General features: G+C 68.1%; 16 protein-coding genes. 7 read left to right on the forward strand and 9 right to left on the reverse strand.

The genetic code is table 11. The annotated features are described in order from the left end of the window. Positions 1 to 291: 291 nt before the first annotated feature. Positions 292 to 1,581, forward strand: a complete 1,290-nt coding sequence (locus tag ACH4NX_RS33650) for a hypothetical protein (protein ID WP_351386947.1) — start codon at positions 292 to 294, stop codon at positions 1,579 to 1,581. A gap of 203 nt (positions 1,582 to 1,784) precedes the next feature. On the opposite strand, the gene ACH4NX_RS33655 is transcribed toward ACH4NX_RS33650, so the two are convergent. After that, positions 1,785 to 2,765, reverse strand: a complete 981-nt coding sequence (locus ACH4NX_RS33655) for an ATP-binding protein (protein WP_398129851.1) — start codon at positions 2,763 to 2,765, stop codon at positions 1,785 to 1,787. Positions 2,766 to 2,876: 111 nt separating this feature from the next. Here ACH4NX_RS33655 and ACH4NX_RS33660 point away from each other — a divergent pair, with 111 nt between their 5' ends. Then, positions 2,877 to 3,701 carry an oxidoreductase gene (locus ACH4NX_RS33660; protein WP_398129850.1) on the forward strand — a complete coding sequence of 275 codons (825 nt, stop codon included), beginning with the start codon at positions 2,877 to 2,879 and terminating at the stop codon, positions 3,699 to 3,701. Positions 3,702 to 4,113: 412 nt separating this feature from the next. Here the strand turns inward: ACH4NX_RS33660 and ACH4NX_RS33665 are convergent, their stop codons facing one another. Beyond that, complete coding sequence (locus ACH4NX_RS33665; protein ID WP_351386941.1) at positions 4,114 to 4,959, reverse strand: HAD-IB family hydrolase; 846 nt, start codon at positions 4,957 to 4,959, stop codon at positions 4,114 to 4,116. Between the two features lie 669 nt (positions 4,960 to 5,628). On the opposite strand from ACH4NX_RS33665, the gene ssd reads away from it, so the two are divergent. From ssd to ACH4NX_RS33690, 5 genes are all read left to right on the forward strand, one after another. Then, a complete protein-coding gene (gene ssd, locus ACH4NX_RS33670) occupies positions 5,629 to 6,753 on the forward strand; it encodes a septum site-determining protein Ssd (protein ID WP_398129849.1) in 1,125 nt (374 codons plus the stop codon). Positions 6,754 to 7,286: 533 nt separating this feature from the next. Next, positions 7,287 to 8,513, forward strand: coding sequence for a TadA family conjugal transfer-associated ATPase (locus ACH4NX_RS33675; RefSeq protein ID WP_398129848.1), 1,227 nt, complete (start codon positions 7,287 to 7,289; stop codon positions 8,511 to 8,513). Then, positions 8,510 to 9,382, forward strand: a complete 873-nt coding sequence (locus ACH4NX_RS33680) for a type II secretion system F family protein (protein WP_398129847.1) — start codon at positions 8,510 to 8,512, stop codon at positions 9,380 to 9,382. The genes ACH4NX_RS33675 and ACH4NX_RS33680 overlap by 4 nt, the downstream gene beginning before the upstream one ends. Further along, complete coding sequence (locus tag ACH4NX_RS33685) at positions 9,379 to 10,185, forward strand: type II secretion system F family protein (RefSeq protein WP_398129846.1); 807 nt, start codon at positions 9,379 to 9,381, stop codon at positions 10,183 to 10,185. The genes ACH4NX_RS33680 and ACH4NX_RS33685 overlap by 4 nt, the downstream gene beginning before the upstream one ends. 1,072 nt (positions 10,186 to 11,257) lie before the next feature. Further along, positions 11,258 to 12,469: a helix-turn-helix transcriptional regulator gene (locus tag ACH4NX_RS33690; protein ID WP_398129845.1), complete on the forward strand. Its 1,212-nt coding sequence runs from the start codon at positions 11,258 to 11,260 to the stop codon at positions 12,467 to 12,469. A 741-nt stretch (positions 12,470 to 13,210) separates the two neighbouring features. Here the strand turns inward: ACH4NX_RS33690 and ACH4NX_RS33695 are convergent. The 7 genes from ACH4NX_RS33695 to ACH4NX_RS33725 all read right to left on the reverse strand — a co-directional run bounded on the left by ACH4NX_RS33695 (position 13,211) and on the right by ACH4NX_RS33725 (position 18,421). Then, on the reverse strand, positions 13,211 to 13,924 hold the full coding sequence (locus ACH4NX_RS33695; RefSeq protein ID WP_398129844.1) for a hypothetical protein: 714 nt from the start codon (positions 13,922 to 13,924) through the stop codon (positions 13,211 to 13,213). Between the two features lie 370 nt (positions 13,925 to 14,294). Then, positions 14,295 to 14,618 carry an HNH endonuclease signature motif containing protein gene (locus tag ACH4NX_RS33700; RefSeq protein WP_398129843.1) on the reverse strand — a complete coding sequence of 108 codons (324 nt, stop codon included), beginning with the start codon at positions 14,616 to 14,618 and terminating at the stop codon, positions 14,295 to 14,297. A gap of 69 nt (positions 14,619 to 14,687) precedes the next feature. Then, positions 14,688 to 15,509: a hypothetical protein gene (locus tag ACH4NX_RS33705; RefSeq protein WP_398129842.1), complete on the reverse strand. Its 822-nt coding sequence runs from the start codon at positions 15,507 to 15,509 to the stop codon at positions 14,688 to 14,690. 9 nt (positions 15,510 to 15,518) lie between these two features. Then, a complete protein-coding gene (locus tag ACH4NX_RS33710) occupies positions 15,519 to 15,959 on the reverse strand; it encodes a hypothetical protein (RefSeq protein ID WP_398129841.1) in 441 nt (146 codons plus the stop codon). Then, a complete protein-coding gene (locus ACH4NX_RS33715) occupies positions 15,952 to 16,209 on the reverse strand; it encodes a hypothetical protein (protein ID WP_398129840.1) in 258 nt (85 codons plus the stop codon). The genes ACH4NX_RS33710 and ACH4NX_RS33715 overlap by 8 nt, the downstream gene beginning before the upstream one ends. A 533-nt stretch (positions 16,210 to 16,742) precedes the next feature. Continuing rightward, a complete protein-coding gene (locus ACH4NX_RS33720) occupies positions 16,743 to 18,200 on the reverse strand; it encodes a phage/plasmid primase, P4 family (protein ID WP_398129839.1) in 1,458 nt (485 codons plus the stop codon). Then, a complete protein-coding gene (locus ACH4NX_RS33725; protein WP_398129838.1) occupies positions 18,197 to 18,421 on the reverse strand; it encodes a hypothetical protein in 225 nt (74 codons plus the stop codon). The genes ACH4NX_RS33720 and ACH4NX_RS33725 overlap by 4 nt, the downstream gene beginning before the upstream one ends. Positions 18,422 to 18,530 lie beyond the last annotated feature (109 nt).

The raw sequence follows: 18,530 nt of genomic DNA on the forward strand, positions 1-18,530 counted from the left end.
CGGGGACGATTCGCGGCCGTGGGTCACGGCGTTCAGCAGCGGGATGTCCGGGCGACTGGTGGTCGCACTCAGTAAATGGATCGTAATCCAGAGTAAAGAGGAGGCATAGACTTTTCGATCAAATGGAGCAATGAATCGCTCAAGCGAGTGAATGGGGTATTTCATCGGCTTGTCGTACTAATTCCTTCTCGCATACGTGCCACCTTGACGGCGCTGACGGCACATCCCGGCTCAGCGCCCGACAACGCCTCGTCGGCGTGAGCCCGAGAGAAGGAAGAAGGTGGGCGGAACATGGCCGCCACCCACAGGATCGCCGCGCGTACCGCGATCGCCGCCGCGGTCTGCGCCGCGTCGCTCGCCGGTTGCGCGATCGGCAGCGGTAACGGTTCCGGTGAAGGGACGAACGGTCCGCAGAAGGAGAAGGAGAAGGGGAAAGCGGCGCCCGCGCCCAAGAACGCGGTCCGGCTGATCGGCGACGGCTCCACCGCGTACACCGGTGCCCAGCCGCACCTGCCCCGGGCCGAACGCCTCAAGCCCGGCCAGAAACCCCCGCAGTTCGTGGTCTTCTCCTGGGACGGCGCGGGCGAGGACAGCCAGAGACTGTTCTCCCACTTCCGTGAAGTGGCCAAGGAGAACGACGCGACGATGACCTACTTCCTCAGCGGCGTGTACATGCTGCCGAAGGAGAAGCGGGATCTGTACCGGCCGCCACAGCACTCCCCGGGCCGCTCCGACATCGGCTTCAACGACGAGCGGGGCATCGCCGACACCGTCAAGCAGCTGCGGCTGGCGTGGCTGGAGGGCAACGAGATCGGCACCCACTTCAACGGCCACTTCTGCGGCAGCGGCGGCGGCGTCGGGGAGTGGTCCGTCGAGGAGTGGAAGGAGGAGATCCGCCAGGCCAAGCAGTTCGTCAAGACATGGAAGACCAACACGGGGATGAGGAACGCGGCCCCTCTCCCCTTCGACTACGACAAGGAGCTGATCGGCGCCCGCACCCCGTGCCTGGAGGGCCAGGAGAACTTCACGCGGGCAGCCGGTGAGATGGGCTTCCGCTACGACAGCAGCGGTGTGAACAACCAGGTCTGGCCGAAGAAGAAGCAGGAGCTGTGGGATCTGTCGATGCAGCTCGTGCCGTTCCCCGGGCACACCTTCGAGCAGCTCACCATGGACTACAACTTCATGGTCAACCAGTCCGGCACCACTACCCAGGGCGACCCCGCCAAGCACGAGTTCTGGGGCGACCAGATGCGCGACGGCCTGCTTCAGGGCTTCCAGCGGGCCTACGACGGCAACCGCGCGCCCCTGATCATCGGCAACCACTTCGAGTCCTGGAACGGCGGCACGTACATGCGTGCCATCGAGGAGGTCATCGAGGAGGTGTGCACCAAGGACGAGGTGCGCTGTGTCTCCTTCCGGCAGCTCGCGGACTGGCTGGACGCCCAGGACCCGAAGGTCCTGAAGAAGCTGCGCACGCTGGACGTCGGTGAGGCCCCGAAGAAGGGCTGGGCGTCCTTCCTCTCAGCCGAGCCGGCACCGGCACCGAAGGGCGTGCCCGGAGCGCCGGCCGCCGAGCGGTAGCCACCCGTCCCGGCGGGGACCGGCGAGACCGGCGGTCCGGGGAGACCGGCGGAAGTGGCGGAAGCAGCGGCAGTGGCGGAAGGGACAGAAGCGGCGTCAGCAATGCACGTGGCGGAAGGGGCAGAAAGGGCATCAGCAGTCCATGCGCCGGAAGGGACAGAGCGGCGTCAGCGGTGCAAGTGGCGCCGGCGGCGAGGCTGTCGTCACGCCGGTGCGACGACGCCCTCGCCGAGGACGAACCCGGGGTCGACCTGCGCCGCCAGGTCGTCCCCGGTGCGCTCATTGCCCCAGCTGTGGGCGTTCTTCAGGTGGAAGTGGACCATCTGGCGCGTGTAGCGCTCCCAGTCCCGCAGCTCGTACGTCCCGTCGGCGGCCGTGTGCAGGGTGCCCAGCGCACGGCGGTTGGCGTCCTCGAGGAGGTCGAACCGGGGCGGCCGGCCCTTCTCCATGGCGCGCACCCAGTCCGAGTGCCCGACGGTCACCAACAGGTCGTCCCCGACCTGTTCGCGGAGGAAGTCGAGATCATCCTGTCCCTGCACCTTGTTGCCGACGACCTTCAGGGTGACGCCGAAGTCGCGGGCGTACTCCTTGTACTGGCGGTAGACGGAGACCCCCTTCCGGGTCGGCTCGGCGACGAGGAACGTGATGTCGAAGCGGGTGAACATGCCGGAGGCGAACGAGTCCGAGCCCGCGGTCATGTCGACCACGACGTATTCGTCACGGCCGTCGACCAGGTGGTTCAGGCACAGCTCCACCGCTCCCGTCTTGGAGTGGTAGCAGGCGACTCCCAGATCGGCGTCCGTGAAGGGCCCGGTCACCATCAAACGGACGGCCCCGCCGTCGAGTTCCACCGGCCGGGCGCAGCTGTCGTAGACGGGGTTGTCCTCGCGTACCCGCAGCAGACGCGAGCCCTCACCGGGCGGAGTCGTCTTGATCATCTTCTGGGTGGAGGTGATGCGCGGGTTGGTGCCGCGCAGATGTTCCTTGATCAGCGAGAGGTGCTCGCCCATCGCGGGCAGCCCGGCCGCCTCCGCCTCGTCGAGGCCCAGCGCGGCCCCCAGGTGCTGGTTGATGTCGGCGTCGACCGCGACGACGGGTGCACCGGTGGCGGCGAGATGGCGGATGAACAGGGAGGACAGGGTGGTCTTTCCGCTGCCGCCCTTCCCGACGAAAGCAATTTTCATGTTCACCAAGGGTAGTCGCGACATAGCCATGAGTGGTGCGAGGGTCTGGGCGTACGTGAAGAAGACCACTCATTCGTGGGGTGTGGCGCCGGGATGCGTAGGGTCGTACCCATGAGTACGACAGGCGCGACCGCCGATCCGCTCGCGGCCCTGGGCGCACTGCCCGGCGTGGCCGAGTCCGTGGAGTCCGTACGCAAGGCCGTGGACCGGGTCTACGGCCACCGGATCATGCGGCGCCGCAGTAACGAGATCACCTCCGAGGCCGCGCTGCGCGGCGCGCGGGGTTCGGCAGCGCTGTCCGGGGCGGACTGGGCACTGGAGGAGGTGCGAAGGCGGACCGACTTCAGCGGCGACGACGAGGCGCGCGCGGTGGGCGCGGCGCTGCGGCTGACCGCCGAGGCGGGGCAGCTGCTGTTCATCTGGCGGCAGTCCCCGCTGCGGGTGCTGGCCCGGCTGCACCTGGTGGCGGCCGCGGACAAGGCGGATCAGGTGGGACGGCCCCGGCAGGAGGGCGAGCCGGTGGACGAGCCGCTCGTCGAGCTGCCGCTGCCGAACGCCGAGGAGGCACACGGCCGTCTGGACGGCCTGGCCGGGCTGGTCATGGGGGGCGGTACCGCGCCGGCGCTGGTGACGGCCGCCGTCGTGCACGGTGAGCTGCTGGCGCTGCGTCCCTTCACCTCGTACAACGGTCTGGTCGCGCGCGCGGCCGAGCGCATCGTCCTGATCAACAGCGGGCTGGACCCGAAATCGGTCTGCCCGGCCGAGGTCGGCCATGCCGAACTGGGGCGCGCGTCCTACCTGGCGGCGCTCGACGGCTACGCCTCCGGCACCCCGGAGGGCATGGCCGCGTGGATCGCGCACTGCGGCAGGGCGGTCGAGCTGGGCGCGCGCGAGTCGACGGCGGTGTGCGAGGCGCTCCAGCGCGGGGCGGCGTAAGACACGAGCGAGATGAGAGGCGCGACAGAAATGCGGCGGTACGAGTGCTCGTACCGCCGCTGGCATGACCACCGGGTTACCAGGCGTCCTCGATATGTTGCCCATCAGGTCGGGAGCTTCGCCCGTCACCTGGTGCGGCTGGCCCGTAATCGACGGGTCGACGTCGCGTGGGTGCCCTGTGTTCATGCGCGGTCCGTGGGGCCAAATGCGGTTTTAAGGTGATCCTTTCGGATGTCCTTGGTCTCGCGGGCCGTTGAGTCCTTTGTACTCCTGCCCCGGGGCAAGTGGAAGTGCGGGCCGCACTTCTTTACTTTCGCGCTCATACGCGGGTGAAAGGTGGAACGGGCCCGCTGGAGCAGGCCACCGTGGACCGGTCCGCCGACCCGGGTCGGGCTGTGTCATGCCGGGCCGGTCAGGCCGCCGAGGACCGTCGTCGGCTCGCGTACCAGACGAGGCCCGCGGTGGCCGCTGCCGCGCCCACCGCGGCGGCGGCGACGAGAGCCGGGCGGGGCGGTACGGAAAAGCCCCGGATCCGCTGCTTGAGCCGTACCGGGCGATGGAAATCGAGAATCGGCCACTCGCGCGCGAGAGCCTCTCGGCGTAGAGCCCGGTCCGGGTTCACCGCGTGGGGATGGCCGACGGACTCCAGCATCGGCAGGTCGGTCGCCGAGTCGCTGTAGGCGTAGCAGCGGGTCAGGTCGTACCCCTCGGACTCGGCCAGCTCCCGGATCGCCTCCGCCTTGGTCGGACCGTACGCGTAGTACTCCACCTCTCCCGTGAAGCAGCCGTCGTCGCCGACGACCATGCGCGTCGCCACCACCCGGTCCGCGCCGAGGAGTTCACCGATCGGCTCGACGACCTCGGCGCCCGACGTGGAGACGATCACGACGTCGCGGCCGGCGGTGTGGTGCTCCTCGATCAGGGAGGCGGCCTCGTCGTAGATGATCGGGTCGATCAGGTCGTGCAGGGTCTCGGCGACGAGCTCCTTGACCAGTTGGACGTTCCAGCCGCGGCAGAGCGCGGAGAGGTACTCGCGCATCCGCTCCATCTGGTCGTGGTCGGCCCCGCCCGCGAGGAAGACGAACTGGGCATATGCGGTACGCAAGACAGCCCTGCGGTTGATCAGCCCGCCTTGGTAGAACGACTTGCTGAAGGTGAGCGTGCTCGACTTCGCAATGACCGTCTTGTCCAGGTCAAAGAAGGCCGCCGCGCGGGGCATGGAGTGGGGCAAGGAGTGGTTTTCCACGACCCCGAGCATAGGCGCAGCCCATTCGGCGTAAGGTGGGGCGTGTGGGTTTGCCTGAGATGGCTCTCGGGTACACCATGGAAGTCACGGATCGTTCGCGACCGTGCTAACCCGGTCCGACTCCTCCCCCCCCGAGTCGGCCGTGGAAGACGACCCCCGCTCTCCCCCCCGGCGGGGGTCGTCGCATGTCCGGGTGGGTTTTTCCTCTTTTCATCCCGCTCCAGGCTGCTCGCCGTGATGGCGTCCGAGCAGCGTTGTCATGGGCATGACTGAATGCGGAGAGTAGTTGAAACGCTGCGCTGCGGGAGCCCTTCCGCAGGGTGCAAGGGGTGACGGGGACTCACCGGTTCGAGTGAAGGCGATATTCACAACCATCGAGTGGCCCACAGTTTTTGACCAAGATCCACACGATTTCTCGGATCGCCGCATCGTGATTCCCATGCGTCCTGGCCGCGCCGAGTTCTACGGCCGGTTCTGTTTGCAGGGCGCGTACGGCCGGGATCGACCGAAGTCCAAGCCGACGTACAAGTCGGGTTCACCTCGGGCGTTCACGCCGGCCGTTCGTGTGGGGACCGGTTGCCGGTTCTCCACACGGTGAGGAATCGCGGGGCCGCAAGGGCTGTGCGAGATCACAGATGTCGGGCGCGACCGCGGGAGTCGCGACGAAGGGGGACACAGGTCATGACCGGAACCATCACCCACGACCCACCGTCCGCCGCCGGAGGGCGGCAGAGCGGACCATTGATCGTCACCGAGGACACCGAGCTCCTCGACGACCTGCTGCGCCTGTGCGCGGCGGCCGGCGCCACGCCGGAGGTGCACCACTCGGTGCCCGCGGCGCCCGCTTCCTCCGGACAGCGGGGCAGCTGGGAGGCCGCACCGCTGGTCCTCGTCGGCGACGACGCGGCACGGCGCGTGCGCGGTGCCGCGCGGAGACGAGGAGTGGTCCTCGTGGGCCGAGACCAGGACGACTCGGGGGTCTGGCAGCGGGCCGTCGAGATCGGCGCAGACCACGTCCTGATGCTGCCCGACGGCGAGCAGTGGCTGGTCGACCGCATCGCCGACGTCGCCGAGGGCGTCGGACGACCCGCTCTCACCGTCGGCGTGATCGGCGGCCGGGGCGGCGCCGGAGCGTCCACCCTGGCCTGCGCACTCGCTGTCACCTCCGCGAGAGAGGGGCTGCGCAGCCTCCTCGTGGACGCCGATCCGCTGGGCGGGGGCCTCGACGTCCTCCTCGGCGGCGAGACGGCCGAGGGGCTGAGGTGGCCCGCGTTCGCGGCCTCGCGCGGGAGGGTCGGCGGTGGCGCCCTGGAGGAGTCGCTGCCCGAGCTGCACTCGCTGCGGGTGCTCAGCTGGGACCGGGGCGACCGAGTCACGGTGCCGCCCCAGGCCGTACGGGCGGTGCTCGCGGCGGCGCGGCGCAGGGGCGGCACGGTCGTCGTCGACCTGCCGCGCCGGATCGACGACGGAGTCGCCGAGGTGCTCGCCCAGCTCGACGTCGGGCTCCTCGTCGTACCGGCCGAACTGCGGGCCGTCGCGGCGGCCGACCGGGTGGCCACGGCCGTCGGCATGGTCCTGCGCGACCTCCGCGTCGCGGTGCGCGGGCCGTACGCCTCCGGTCTCGACGACCGGGAGGTGGCCCGGCTGCTCGGACTGCCCCTGGCCGGTGAGGTGCCCGTCGAGTCCGGGCTCCTGCGCGCCACCGAGAGCAAGCGTCCTCCGGGTGCGTCCGCACGCGGGCCGCTGGCGCGCTTCTGCCGGGGGTTCTGGGAGCGGGCGCTGGTCGAGACGGGAGGAGTGGCGTGAAGGCGTCGGTGAGCCCGGAGAGGGCGGGTGACGGCACGCGTGCTGGTGGTGTGGCGGCCGGGGGAGCAGGAGGCAGGTGGCCGGAGCCGGCTGTCGGCGAGTCCGCGGTGGCGCCGGCCCCTCGGGTGTCCGGAGGGACCGACTCCGGGGCGACAGCGGGCCCCGCCGAGGAGCGGGTACCGGGTCCGGCCGATGACCGGGCGCCGGGCGCGGCTCCCGGGATGCCCGGGATGCCTGGAGGGCGGACCGCGATCGGGGTGCCGGGCCGCCGGGCCACCAGGACGAACGTAGAGACGAACGTAGAGCTGACCGGGCGGGTGGTCCCGGGCTGGGCTTCCAGGATGTCCTCGGGAGCGGCTTCCCCTGAGTGTCCGGGGGCGGCTTCCCCGGAGTCTCCTGGAGCGCCCTTTCTGGATTGCTCGGGAGCGGGCTCCGGGTGGTCCTCGGAACCTGCGTCAGGAATCCTCCCGAGACCGGTCTCCGGGGGGATCTCCGCATCGGCGAGTGCGTCCCATGGGCCGTCCACGGGGCCGATGTCCGGGTGGCCTCGGGCAGAGGCCACCCGGAGAGGCCCGGGGCCCGCCCCCGGCATGCTCGACGGCGTCCGGCGCCGGCTTGCCGAGAGCGGGGCCGAGCCGACGCCCGCCCGAGTGGCGCAGGCCCTGCGGGAGCAGGGGCGGGTGCTCGGGGACGCCGAGATCCTCGGTGCCGCCGAGCAGCTGAGGTCGGAGCTCGTCGGCAGCGGGCCGCTGGAACCGCTGCTCGCCGACCCGTCGGTGACCGACGTGCTGGTGTCCGCCCCGGACCGGGTCTGGGTGGACCGGGGCGGCGGCCTGGAACTGACGACGGTTACCTTCCCGGACGCCGGCGCCGTACGGCGGCTTGCGCAGCGCCTTGCCACAGTCGCCGGACGCCGGCTCGACGACGCCCGGCCGTGGGTGGACGCCCGGCTGCCCGACGGCACCCGGCTGCACGCCGTACTGCCCCCGGTCGCCGTCGGTTGCACCTGTCTGTCGCTACGGGTGGTCCGGCCCCGCGCGTTCACGCTCGACGAACTGGCGGCGGCGGGCACCGTGCCGCCCGGCGGTGACCGAGTCCTGCGCGCGCTGCTGGGAGCACGGCTGTCCTTCCTCGTCAGCGGCGGCACCGGCAGCGGTAAGACGACGCTGCTGAGCGCGCTGCTGGGACTCGTCGGACCGGACGAGCGCATCGTGCTCGCCGAGGACTCGGCGGAACTGCGGCCGGACCATCCGCACGTCGTCCGCCTGGAGACCAGACCCGCCAACCAGGAGGCAGCTGGCCTGGTCACTTTGGAGGACCTGGTGCGGCAGGCGCTGCGCATGCGACCGGACATGCTCGTCGTCGGCGAGGTGCGCGGCGCCGAAGTGGTGCACCTGCTGGCGGCCTTGAACACCGGTCACAGCGGCTGCGGGACGGTGCACGCCAATGCCGCCGCCGACGTACCGGCCCGGCTGGAGGCACTCGGCACGGCCGCGGGACTCGACCGGGCGGCTCTGCACAGCCAGCTCGCGGCGGCCCTTTCCGTGGTCCTGCACCTGGTACGGGACAGAACTGGACGACGCCGCATCGCCGAGGTGCACGTACTGGAGCGCGACCCGTCGGGGCTGGTGCGGACGGTGCCGGCGCTGCGGTGGGGCGCGGAGGCCTTCGTGGCCGAGCGAGGCTGGGAGCGTCTGCGGGAGCTGCTGCGCGGTGACGCGCTCGAAACGCGTGCCGGTGGACTGGAGGCGCACAGGTGACGGGGACGGGTTGGCTGTCGACGGGTGTGGCCCTGGCGTGTCTGTCGGCGGCGGCGTGGCTGGCCGGGAGCGGCTGGCACTCCGGGGCGCGGCGGGCGCGACTGGTGCTGGCCGGCGGGGCGGCCGGGACGGGGCCGCCAACGGTGCGCCGGATGACGGACGGGCTGAGGCGCGTCCGTGGCCGGCTGAGGCCCGAGTGGTGGTCGTTGGTGGCCGGGCTGGTGCTGGCGGTGCTGGGCGGTTCGGTGCTGCCGGTCGTCGCGGGAGCGGCCGGGGTGCCCATGCTGCGGCGAACGCGGCTGGCGGGCCGTGCGCGGCGGAACCGCGAGCGCGGGCAGGACGCGGTGATCGCGCTGTGCGGCGCGCTCGCCGGGGAGGTGCGGGCGGGGCGGCAGCCGGGCGAGGCGCTGCTGTACGCCGCTCACGACTCCGGAGGACTCGGTGACGGGCAGGCGGCGGTGCTGGCGGCGGCCCGCTTCGGCGGCGACGTCCCGGGGACGCTAGCGGCGGCGGCAAGGCAACCGGGTGCCGAGGGGCTGCGAGGGCTCGCGGCGTGCTGGCGGGTCGCCGTCGACCAGGGCGCCGGACTCGCGGCCGGGCTCGACCGGCTGGAGGGCGCGCTACGCGCCGAACGGGACCAGCGCTCCGACCTGCGAGCCCAGTTGGCGGGCGCTCGCGCCACGGCGGTGATGCTCGCCGGCCTGCCGGTCCTGGGCCTTCTGCTCGGTGGCGCCCTCGGCGCCGACCCGTTGCGCGTGCTGCTGCACACCGGGGCCGGGCTGGGCTGTCTGCTGGCCGGCGGGGTGCTGGAGGGCGTGGGCGTGTGGTGGGTGTCGCGGATCGTGCGGGGAGCGGAGGCGGTGTCGTGAACGGGGATGTCGTCCACAGGCTGGGAGCCGTGGTGTGGACAGTGGTGGCGGCGGTCCTGGTCGCCGGATGGCTGGCGCGCGGGTTCGGAGCCGTGCGGCGGGAGCGGGCGGTACGCAGGCGGCTCACCGGGCTGCTGGCCCCGGAACCGGCGCGTGCCGCTCCCCGGCGAGCCGAGGTGCTGGCCGCCGTCCGCGGATGGCTGCCGCTGGTGGGCACGGTGGGTGCGGGGTGGGCCCTGGTCGGGGGTGTTACCGGCGTCGTGGTGGGGCTGGTGGGCGCGGCAGGGCTGTGGCACCGGCGCTCCCGACGGTCGGCCGTCGGTACGGAGGCGGCGCAGGCCGTGGCCGCCCAGGCCGCTCGCCAACTGCCGCTGGCCGCCGACCTGCTGGCGGCCTGTATCGCGGCGGGCGCCGGGCCGGTGGCCGCGGCCCAGGCGGTGGGCGACGCCCTCGGCGGCCCTGTCGGGCACGCGTTGGTGCGCGGCGCGGCGGAGGTCCGGCTCGGTGGTGAACCGGGCGGCTGCTGGCGCTCATTGGCCGCGATCCCGGGCGCCGGGCCGCTGGCGCGGCTGCTGGAACGGGCCGACGTGTCCGGCCTGCCCGCGGCCGGTCCGGTCGCCCGGCTCGCGGCTCAGGCCCGTGCCGACTGGGCCCGGACCACGACGGCACGGGCCCGCCGGGCGGCCGTCATGGTCACCGCACCGGTGGGGCTGTGCTTCCTGCCCGCGTTCATCGCGGTGGGCGTGTTGCCGGTGCTGATCGGCCTCGCGGGTGGGGTGTTGGGGGACGGAGGAGGTGGCTGACGGACCGGAGCGGGCGGGCGCCGAGCCCATGGGCGGGTGACCGCCGAGTGACAGACGGACGAGCAAGCGAGCAATGGGAACGGACCTTACGGGGGTTGTGATGCACAAGACGGATAAGACGGATAAGACGGATAAGGCAGTATGGGCGCGGCTGAGTGCCTGGGTGGGCGGAGCAGTGCGTACGGCGCGGCGGGACGCGGGGATGGTCACTTCCGAGTATCCAAAGGGTGATGACTTCCCCACAGTACCGCTGACCAGCAACTAGGCGCAGGAGAAGCCCCGTTCGCGCGCCACGGGGGAAGCACACGAACGGGGCCGGGGAACCGTCCCTCCCGCGCTGGTCGGCGTCGGTCACGGAAGGGCCGGAGGATTACGCGGACCGGGCCGGTTCTTTCACCCAATCCTGATGACCGAAAGTCCGATGGGTGCGCATGGCAGACAGCGTCACCAATCCCAGCATTGCGTCATTGGTGCGATTGGCCGCGATCACCTGCCCGCGCAGCGACGCGCACACGATGCACCGTTCCGGGTCCACCGGTCCGCGCCGGGGTTCACGCAACCACCTATCAACGTCCCTCACTGTCTCCCCTTGCGCTTGCACGAGTCACACGGGAACGGGCACGGCGGCGGATTACTGCCCGGCGGGAAGTAGACCACTCCCGAGCGGGTATCCAGCGCGCCGCCGCGTTCCGTCCACCAACCGTCTGGAGAGTCCGCGTAAGGACTTCCCGCGCTGTCTATGAGGCTGACTAGCTCGGGGTCCGGGAGAACGCGCGTACGGCGTTTCTGTGGCTTCACGCGTGCGTGTCCCCGAGGTGTCGGCGCAACCGCACATTGCAGTCACTCACCGCACTTCCGTCGCCGTTCGCCTTTGCTCGGTCTCGGTCCTGCGCCACCTTGTCGCAGTGCGCGCACCCCGGTACCGGCTCGGGGGTGGTGACTGTCGCGGTGCTCTCCTGAGTGGCCATCGGTCCGCCGTTCCGTCTGTCGGCAATTCGGCGTCCAGCGTCCGGCCGTAATGGATCTCTGACTAGCGGCCACGTGTAGGCCAACTGTCGGCCAGACTGGAGTCATGAGCAGCGGAATCGGGGCCAACATCCGGCGCGAGCGTGACCGCCTCGGGTGGAGTCAGGCACGGCTAGCGCGGGAGGTTTGCCGGGCGGCCGGTGTGGTCGGTGATCCGGTCGGCCGACAGGAAGTCAGCCGGTGGGAAACCGGGAAGCGCACGCCGCGCGAATGGCTGCCGTTCCTCGCTGCGGCGCTGGCCGTCCCCGTGGATGCCCTCACAGCGCCACAGGTGCCCGCTGAACCGCCGCTCCCCACGCTGGCCGACTTCCTGCCCGCCGAGGACCCGCTAGCGCCGCTGAGTGGCCGTACAGGGGGCCGTGTCGGCATGGTCCAGGTGGCCGACTTGCAACAGCGGGTGCACGGCTTGCGGCTCGCTGATGACGTGCTGGCCGGTGGGGATCTCATGCGGCCCGCACTGCGGGAGCTTCGCAAGGCTGTTCGAATTTTCCGTGAACACTCGTACACCGAAACGACCGGCCGTCAACTCCTGGTGCAGATAGGCGAGTTGGCGCAGATCGCCGGATGGATCGCGTCGGACGCTGGCCAGCATGCGGAAGCTGAGCGCATCTACCGGCTAGGTCTCAGCGCGGCGACGCAGGCAGAGGACCGGACGCTAGCCGGGAATCTCGCCGGTTCGCTGGCCTATCAACTCACCAACACCGGACGGCAGTTGGAGGGCCTAGACCTAGCTCGCGCCGCACTCGACGGGGCCGGACCGGACGCACCGGCAAAGGCTCGCGCGCTGTACCTCGATCGGGTGGCGTGGGCTGCCACGAAAGCGGGGGGAACCGAGAATGCCCAACACGCAATGCGCGCCCTCGGGGAGGCAAGCCAAGCACTCAGCGAAGACAGCGAGGAAACCGAGGAACCGGCATACCTGTATTGGGTAGATGCCGGTGAATTGCAAGTCATGGAGTCGCGCGTCTATACCGAGCTACGCCGACCGCTCCGCGCTGTGCCACTGCTGCGGGAAGTCCTCGGGAAATACGACGCGACGCACACGCGCGAACTAGCGCTATATCTCTCGTGGTTGGCCGTGGCTTACGCCGACGCGAACGAACCCGAGGAAGCGGCAGCTACGGCGGAACGGGTTATCTCGCTGTCGGCGGACGTGGCCAGCGAGCGGACAGCGGAACGGGTCCGGGTGGTGCTGGCACGGCTCGCTGAGTACGCCGACGTACCCGAGGTGCGGGCCGTTCTCGACGCTGCGGCCTAAGAATCGATGGCGGCGAAAACCCTTGGGAACACTGGCCAAGGGCAATCCAGGCGCCCGCAGCCGGCGAAAATCTCACCTTTCAATCGAAGGCACTCCCGAAACGCAAGAAACCCCCGACGGCCGCGAACGGTCATCGGGGGTCAAGCACACTTCAACGTTGAGGTGTGGCCTACCAAATGCTTGGCAACGTGAACGGGGCAGGGTTCTCGCAATCGAGACAGCGGGCAGCGCGGAATCCCGGGTCGTCATAGTCGATACGGAAACGGCGCACGCTGAGCATTCGGCCGCATTCTCGACAGCGCCGAGGAGCGGGGTTGTTCTCTACTTGGACGAACATTGCGGGTGGTCCACCAGTAGCCAGCGGAACAGCACTCGCGCCGCATTCTGATCAATCGTCGCACCGGCAAGAATCGTGCATGCCTGATGCCACCTTGCACACTCCGGAGAGCAGACACCGCTACAGCCGGGCCGCTGACATTCGCGGTTCATGCTGCCCGCCCGTAGCTTTCGGCCAACTCGAACAGCACTGGTGCGGTTCTGTCATCGAGCCCTAGCGAAAGCAAGCCAGCGAATAGCACTGCATCCGTTGCGCTGTCCCGTCCGGGGGCCGCTCCGTTTTCGTTGAACGCAAGAAATGCCCGGTGCCAGCGCGCGCAGAACACATTGCAGTACGGCTTACGTCCTCGGTTCTTTTGCGCCGGACACCCCCGCGAACAACCGGGGCGGCGACATGCGCGGTAATCAGGCATTCACGTTCTCCATTCGGTTAGCGGCCATTGCGAGATAGCGGCGGCCGGTTCGGTCGGACACGCCGAAATGGTCGGCCAGCATGGGGCCGGTTACCTTGCGGCCATTGGCGGACAGCGTGGCCACAGCGGTACGGATCACCTCGGGACTCGGCGGAGTGTCCGGCTGTCCGGCCGTGTCCGGCGCGCTGTCCTCAAAGTCGGCCCATAGGTCGGCGGGTGGCCAACTGTCCGGCGCGCTTACGTGCCTCTGTACGGCCATCTGCGGCACGCACGGCCCCTCGGTCGGCCCGTTGTCCGGGACGCTCTCAGATGGCCGCTCAGCGCTCTTACGACCGACCGTTGCAAGGTGCATTAGGTGACCGGCCACAAGCGGCGGAACAGCGGACACAGCGGCCACCAGGACCGGCCCAACCGACACGTAGCCGGACATGATCAGGTGCGCGATTACCTGCGCTGTCAGAGCGAGTGCAAGCGCCATTCCGGCACCGGCCTTTGCCGACCGGCTGTCCGGACACGTAGCGGCCATGACCGAAGCGACGGCCGCATAGGCGGACAGCACCAGCGGCATAAGGACGGCCACGTACGGGGACCAACCGGCCAGCGTGGCTAGTCGGTATTCGCCCGGTGCGGACATGGCCAGCGCAGCGAGCAGGACAACCGGTCGGCCGCCCGTCGCTGCAATTCGTGCATACAGGGGAAGTCTCATTGTGGGTTCCTTTCGAAATGCGGGGGTGCCGCTGCAACCGAGGGGAAAGGAGAGAAACCCTCGGGAGCGGCAACCCCCTAACCGGCGGGAGCTAATCGCCGGTGGCTTGTGGGCACACTTCAACGTTGAGGTGTGGTGAATGCGTTCTGTGATCAGCGAGAGCCGAGGCGGTATCACACGCTGTAACGGCGGAGGCGTTCGGCGACCCTGTAACCCGTACAGGGAGAGAGCTGCTATACGCTAGCGATCCGGAAAGGGGCCTAAAGGGAGGGGGGCCCCACCCCTTTAGCCACTCAGCGTGACGCTAAGCCCCCTCACCTAGCGTGATATCCAAGGCGAATTCGGAGTGAATCGCAGCGCGCATCGAGGGTCACCAGGGATCAGGCATGGGTTCATATCGCGTCCCGGTGGGGTCCTGCTTTGGAACGGCCGCCCTCTTGATTGCTCGCGCTGCTGCTGCCTCTTGCTGTGTCTTCTGTGTGTGATGCCAGCGGCACAGCAATTGCAGATTGCTTAGGTCGTGGTTATCGCCGGGGGTGATGTGGTCAACGTCCGTGCCCTTTGCCTCGCAGCGCTGGCCGGTATCGAGTAGGGCCCCCTCACAGCGACCCCCCGCGCGTCGAATTGCGCGAGCACGTAGACGCTCCCAATTGGCCGGTAGCCGCTCGCGCCGGTTGCTTGTCTCCCATGCCATATGGCTACGCCCTTTCTCGACAGCGAGCGGGGCCGGTTGTCCGAGGACCGACCCCGCAAATCAAACGCCCTAGTGGCTGTAACTTCCGTATGGGCTTGCCTTGCGCATTGCCATACGACCGGCCGCTAGATTGTCCTGCCATTCCTCGTAACGCTGGTCGGCTAGCTCGGGGAGGGCGTCAGTAATGGTGCCTAGATCCTCCGTTAGCAGCGTGCCACCCTTTACCGGGTCATCGCTGAGCACGTACCGGCGAACGGCGCTCAGTGCCTCACTCAGCTTTGGCGCGGCCCAACTGTCGTGGTTCTCGGTGAACAGGTTCCCGCTCGCTGGTTCGCCGTTGAACTCGATATCTGCGACCACATCACCGAGCAGGCCGTTTAGCGTGAAATCGCCAAGCAGCGTGTATAGCTCGGCCAGCGCGGGAATCTGCGCATCTAGTTCCTTGAATGCCTTCACCGCAGCGTCACGCCGCTTGAGGAATTCAGCCGATACAGCCTTGCGGTATTCCGTGATGAACTTGCGGTCATCGAACAGCGCGTCATAGGCACGCCGTGCGGCCGACAGGCGCGGAAGGTTGGCGCGGAATGCGGTAAGGGTGCCGTCTACGGCTAGCTTGGCGTCCTGGACCTTGGCACCCATTCCAGCGGGGACGGCCTTACCGGAATTCGCAGCGCGGGCATGTGCGGCAACGGCTGCTAGGCGCGCGTCCTCGGCCGCCTCGGTGCGCTCATAGAACAGCTCGGTTAGCCGGTCCATTTCGCTTACAACAGCCTGTACGGCCTGCCAACGGTCCTCGGCCACCTTTGGCGCTAGAACTCCATGACGCTGGTTGCGCATCATGAATTCGATGTTCGGGGTTAGTAGGTCTTCCGGGGTCTTGATCTCGGTCATTGGGTTTCCTCAGTAGTGGTATGCGCGGGTGATGATTTGGGCGGCTAGTTCGTCACCCTCGGCGCGCTGCATGAAATCGGCGTGGCGCTTACGCGCTGCGTCTAGTTCCTCGCCAGGGTCGGAATATGGACTGACGGTTAGGTCCCGCGCTTCGTCCGACGCCATCCAGCGGTCGCGCCACTCCTCGCGCTTTCGCCATTCGGCATCTTCCTTTTGCTGGGCGCGGTATGCCTCTAGCTCTCGCTGGTCTGCTTCCTTGCGTGCGGCGCGCTCCTCGTAATGCTCGGCCATCATGTCGTTATGACTGGGGGTCAGCATTCCGGCGATCTGCTCTCGCCTACGGGCAGCGAGGTTGCGTGACGCGGATTCGGTGGGGTCCTGATTGCCCGCCGTGTTAAAGCGGGAGGTCGAACCCTGGCCGCCCTGCGTCATGTCGTGCGCTTCAGCCACGGTCGGCCGCCTCATCAGCGGCAATGGCCGCCGTATTCATCGCAATGGTGATGGCTGCCATTAGGTCGTCGGCAGCGTCAATCACTAGCTGCCGGTCCTCGGGGTCTAGGTACGTCTCATTCGAAAAGTACAGCTGGAATCCCGGCCGGACCGGGTAGACGTGCCCGAATACCTCGGATGGCAGGTGACGCTTTTCTACGGCACCAAGGCTGTCGGTGAACGCAATAAGGGAAATGATCGGGGCAGTCATGGGGTGTCCTTTCGGGTACGAAAAAAGGCCCCCTCACGCGCCGGGTCTATGCAGAGACCACAGCGGGCGAGGGGGCCCACCGGTAAGGAGTCCGCCGCTTTATGCGCGCGAGACTTCAACTCACCGAAGATTAAGGGGGGTTGCGGCTGCATCCGCAGGGGTGGAGTTCGGGGGGTCACACCTCAACGTTGAAGTGTGATGCCGACGGGCGGGCCGGTTGTTGGAGAAGACAACCGACCACGCGCCGACATGAGGAGACACAGACCCCGGTAACGCCGAACTACCACCGTTCACGTTACAGAGAGAGAGTTCGTAAAGCGGAAACGCGGGATTCCCCGGAATAACGCATGCCGACCGGCATTGTGTTACCCGATCGATACCAGCCGGCTGGGGGACAGCGGGAATGCCGCGAAAGCGTGAGGGGGGTAACAGATTTCTTGTTACCTGTACCTTCTTCCCATACGTATATAGGAGCTAGGTACAGGTAACAACTTTTCTGTTACCCCCTCCCGCTAAAGCGGCCTTTCCCGCTGTCAGCCGTGCGTCTGGTCGAAAATACCGGGGCCGTTCGCCTCGGCCTTAGCGACATGCGCGGGTACGTCGGACAGCAGGTAAATTCCCTGGTACATCCAACCCTTGCCCTTGCGCTGCACCTCGGTAACGCCGTTCGTCTTTAGGTGGTTCTTGACGTTGCTCGGAGAATACTTGGCCGACTTATCGCCGTTGTCTTCGCGCCATTCCTTCAACTCGCGGTTAAAGTCGGAACGGCGTACCTCGCTGTCGTCGTCGTACTCGAACACCTCGCCCACAAGAGGCTTGAGCGGGTCCACCTCATCCTTGTGGTGCTCGGTCGCTGCAACGACGCTCAGCGGGTCGCGTAGGCCGTCGCTGTAGTAGCTCACAGCGCCACGGACAACCCATGCGGCCACGCCCTCACGCTCGGGTCCCTGAATGGTGGGCTCTAGGTCCGGGTCGCGCCGGTCGGCAAACGAGACACCGAACAGCATTGCCTTTGTCCGGGCCCACAGTGCAGCACCGCCGGAACCGAATTCCGGTAGGTAGTTCGTGGCCAGCACGATGGTAAACGTGGGGTCGAAAGAGAACACCTTTCCGTGCAGGTGGCGCGTGCTGATTCGGTCCCCGCCGGATAGGTTCTTGAGTAGTGCCGTATTCATCGGCACACCCTGGTTTCCTTCCTGCGCGACGACTAGCCGCTTTCCCCGCAGCGCTGCAATCTGCTCCGTGTGCACTGCCTGCCCGCGCACGTTCTCAAAGATGGTGAACGGCACCTCATGGACCACATCGTGACCGAACACCTTTTGCATGGTGCGAATCGTGGTGCCCTTGCCGTTCCGGCCGTGCTCGCCGTACCAAACGCCTAGCGCGTGCTCGCGGACTTCACCGGTAATCGCCATGCCTAGGAACGTCTGGTAGTAGCGCTGCATATCCGGGTCGCCGGGGAACACTTCCTCAACGAATCGCAGCCAGCGCGGGCACTCGGCGTCCGGCATGTAATCGACATTGGCGCACTGCGTCAGCATGTCGGCCGGATCATGCGCGCGGAGTTCCCCGGTGCGGAGATCCACGGTGCCGTTCCGGAATGTCATTAGGTGCCGTTGTGCGTCGAGTTCGTCAACGGTCGCGTGAAGCTGCGGGAGGACGGCCATTTCGGCGACCATTGCGCGCCGCTGGAAGTTAACAAGCATCTTGCTAGACGCTGCGGAGCACCAACCCATATCGGCGGAGTTCTCGACCCCGCGCCGCATGAGTTGCTTTGCGCCGTCCGTCACGGCCTGCATGGCTGCGCCGTCGTCGCCGGTTGCTTCCCAGATACGGCCATTCCAGCGGTACCAACCAACGTGCTGCACGTGGCGTAGCTCATGGCCGCACTGGTCGGCAATGAACCGCGCGTAGTTCACGTGCCGAACCTCGGGGTCAATGGCTAGTAGCTCGCGCTGGCGGGTCCAGTAAGCGTCATCGAAAGTGGTCACTTGTCATTCTCCAGGAATGCGAGGGCGGCGGCGGTGTTGCGGTCGGTGCGGTTACGGCGTGGCTTGCTTTCGGGAGCGTCGGCCGTCCGGTGCGGATCGGGGAAAATCAGTTGGTCATTCGGCAGCGCACCGGGGCCGTAGTCGTTGAGGGTTTCCAACCGTTCCTCAACCCAGACGATTAGTGCGTCTACTCGGGCGCGCTGCTTTTCTGCTTCGGTCATTTCGGGTTCTCCTCGGGTAGCACACTTCAACGTTGAGGTGTGGTTAGCGGGTGATGCCGTATGTCTTCCGCTGGTAGTAATCGCGGTCTCGGCATGAGCGGCTGCACCA

Source organism: Streptomyces sp. NPDC017225 (genome assembly GCF_044331465.1).
In the GTDB taxonomy this organism is placed as follows: domain Bacteria; phylum Actinomycetota; class Actinomycetes; order Streptomycetales; family Streptomycetaceae; genus Streptomyces.

Bases quoted from the DNA above. Each gene is read 5' to 3' on its own strand.
- ACH4NX_RS33700 (WP_398129843.1), bottom strand. From the start codon at position 14,618: ATGGCATGGGAGACAAGCAACCGGCGCGAGCGGCTACCGGCCAATTGG.
- ACH4NX_RS33650 (WP_351386947.1), top strand. From the start codon at position 292: ATGGCCGCCACCCACAGGATCGCCGCGCGTACCGCGATCGCCGCCGCG.
- ACH4NX_RS33725 (WP_398129838.1), bottom strand. From the start codon at position 18,421: ATGACCGAAGCAGAAAAGCAGCGCGCCCGAGTAGACGCACTAATCGTC.
- ACH4NX_RS33675 (WP_398129848.1), top strand. From the start codon at position 7,287: ATGTCCGGGTGGCCTCGGGCAGAGGCCACCCGGAGAGGCCCGGGGCCC.
- ACH4NX_RS33655 (WP_398129851.1), bottom strand. From the start codon at position 2,765: ATGAAAATTGCTTTCGTCGGGAAGGGCGGCAGCGGAAAGACCACCCTG.
- ACH4NX_RS33665 (WP_351386941.1), bottom strand. From the start codon at position 4,959: ATGCTCGGGGTCGTGGAAAACCACTCCTTGCCCCACTCCATGCCCCGC.
- ACH4NX_RS33705 (WP_398129842.1), bottom strand. From the start codon at position 15,509: ATGACCGAGATCAAGACCCCGGAAGACCTACTAACCCCGAACATCGAA.
- ACH4NX_RS33715 (WP_398129840.1), bottom strand. From the start codon at position 16,209: ATGACTGCCCCGATCATTTCCCTTATTGCGTTCACCGACAGCCTTGGT.
- ACH4NX_RS33690 (WP_398129845.1), top strand. From the start codon at position 11,258: ATGAGCAGCGGAATCGGGGCCAACATCCGGCGCGAGCGTGACCGCCTC.
- ssd (WP_398129849.1), top strand. From the start codon at position 5,629: ATGACCGGAACCATCACCCACGACCCACCGTCCGCCGCCGGAGGGCGG.
- ACH4NX_RS33660 (WP_398129850.1), top strand. From the start codon at position 2,877: ATGAGTACGACAGGCGCGACCGCCGATCCGCTCGCGGCCCTGGGCGCA.
- ACH4NX_RS33695 (WP_398129844.1), bottom strand. From the start codon at position 13,924: ATGAGACTTCCCCTGTATGCACGAATTGCAGCGACGGGCGGCCGACCG.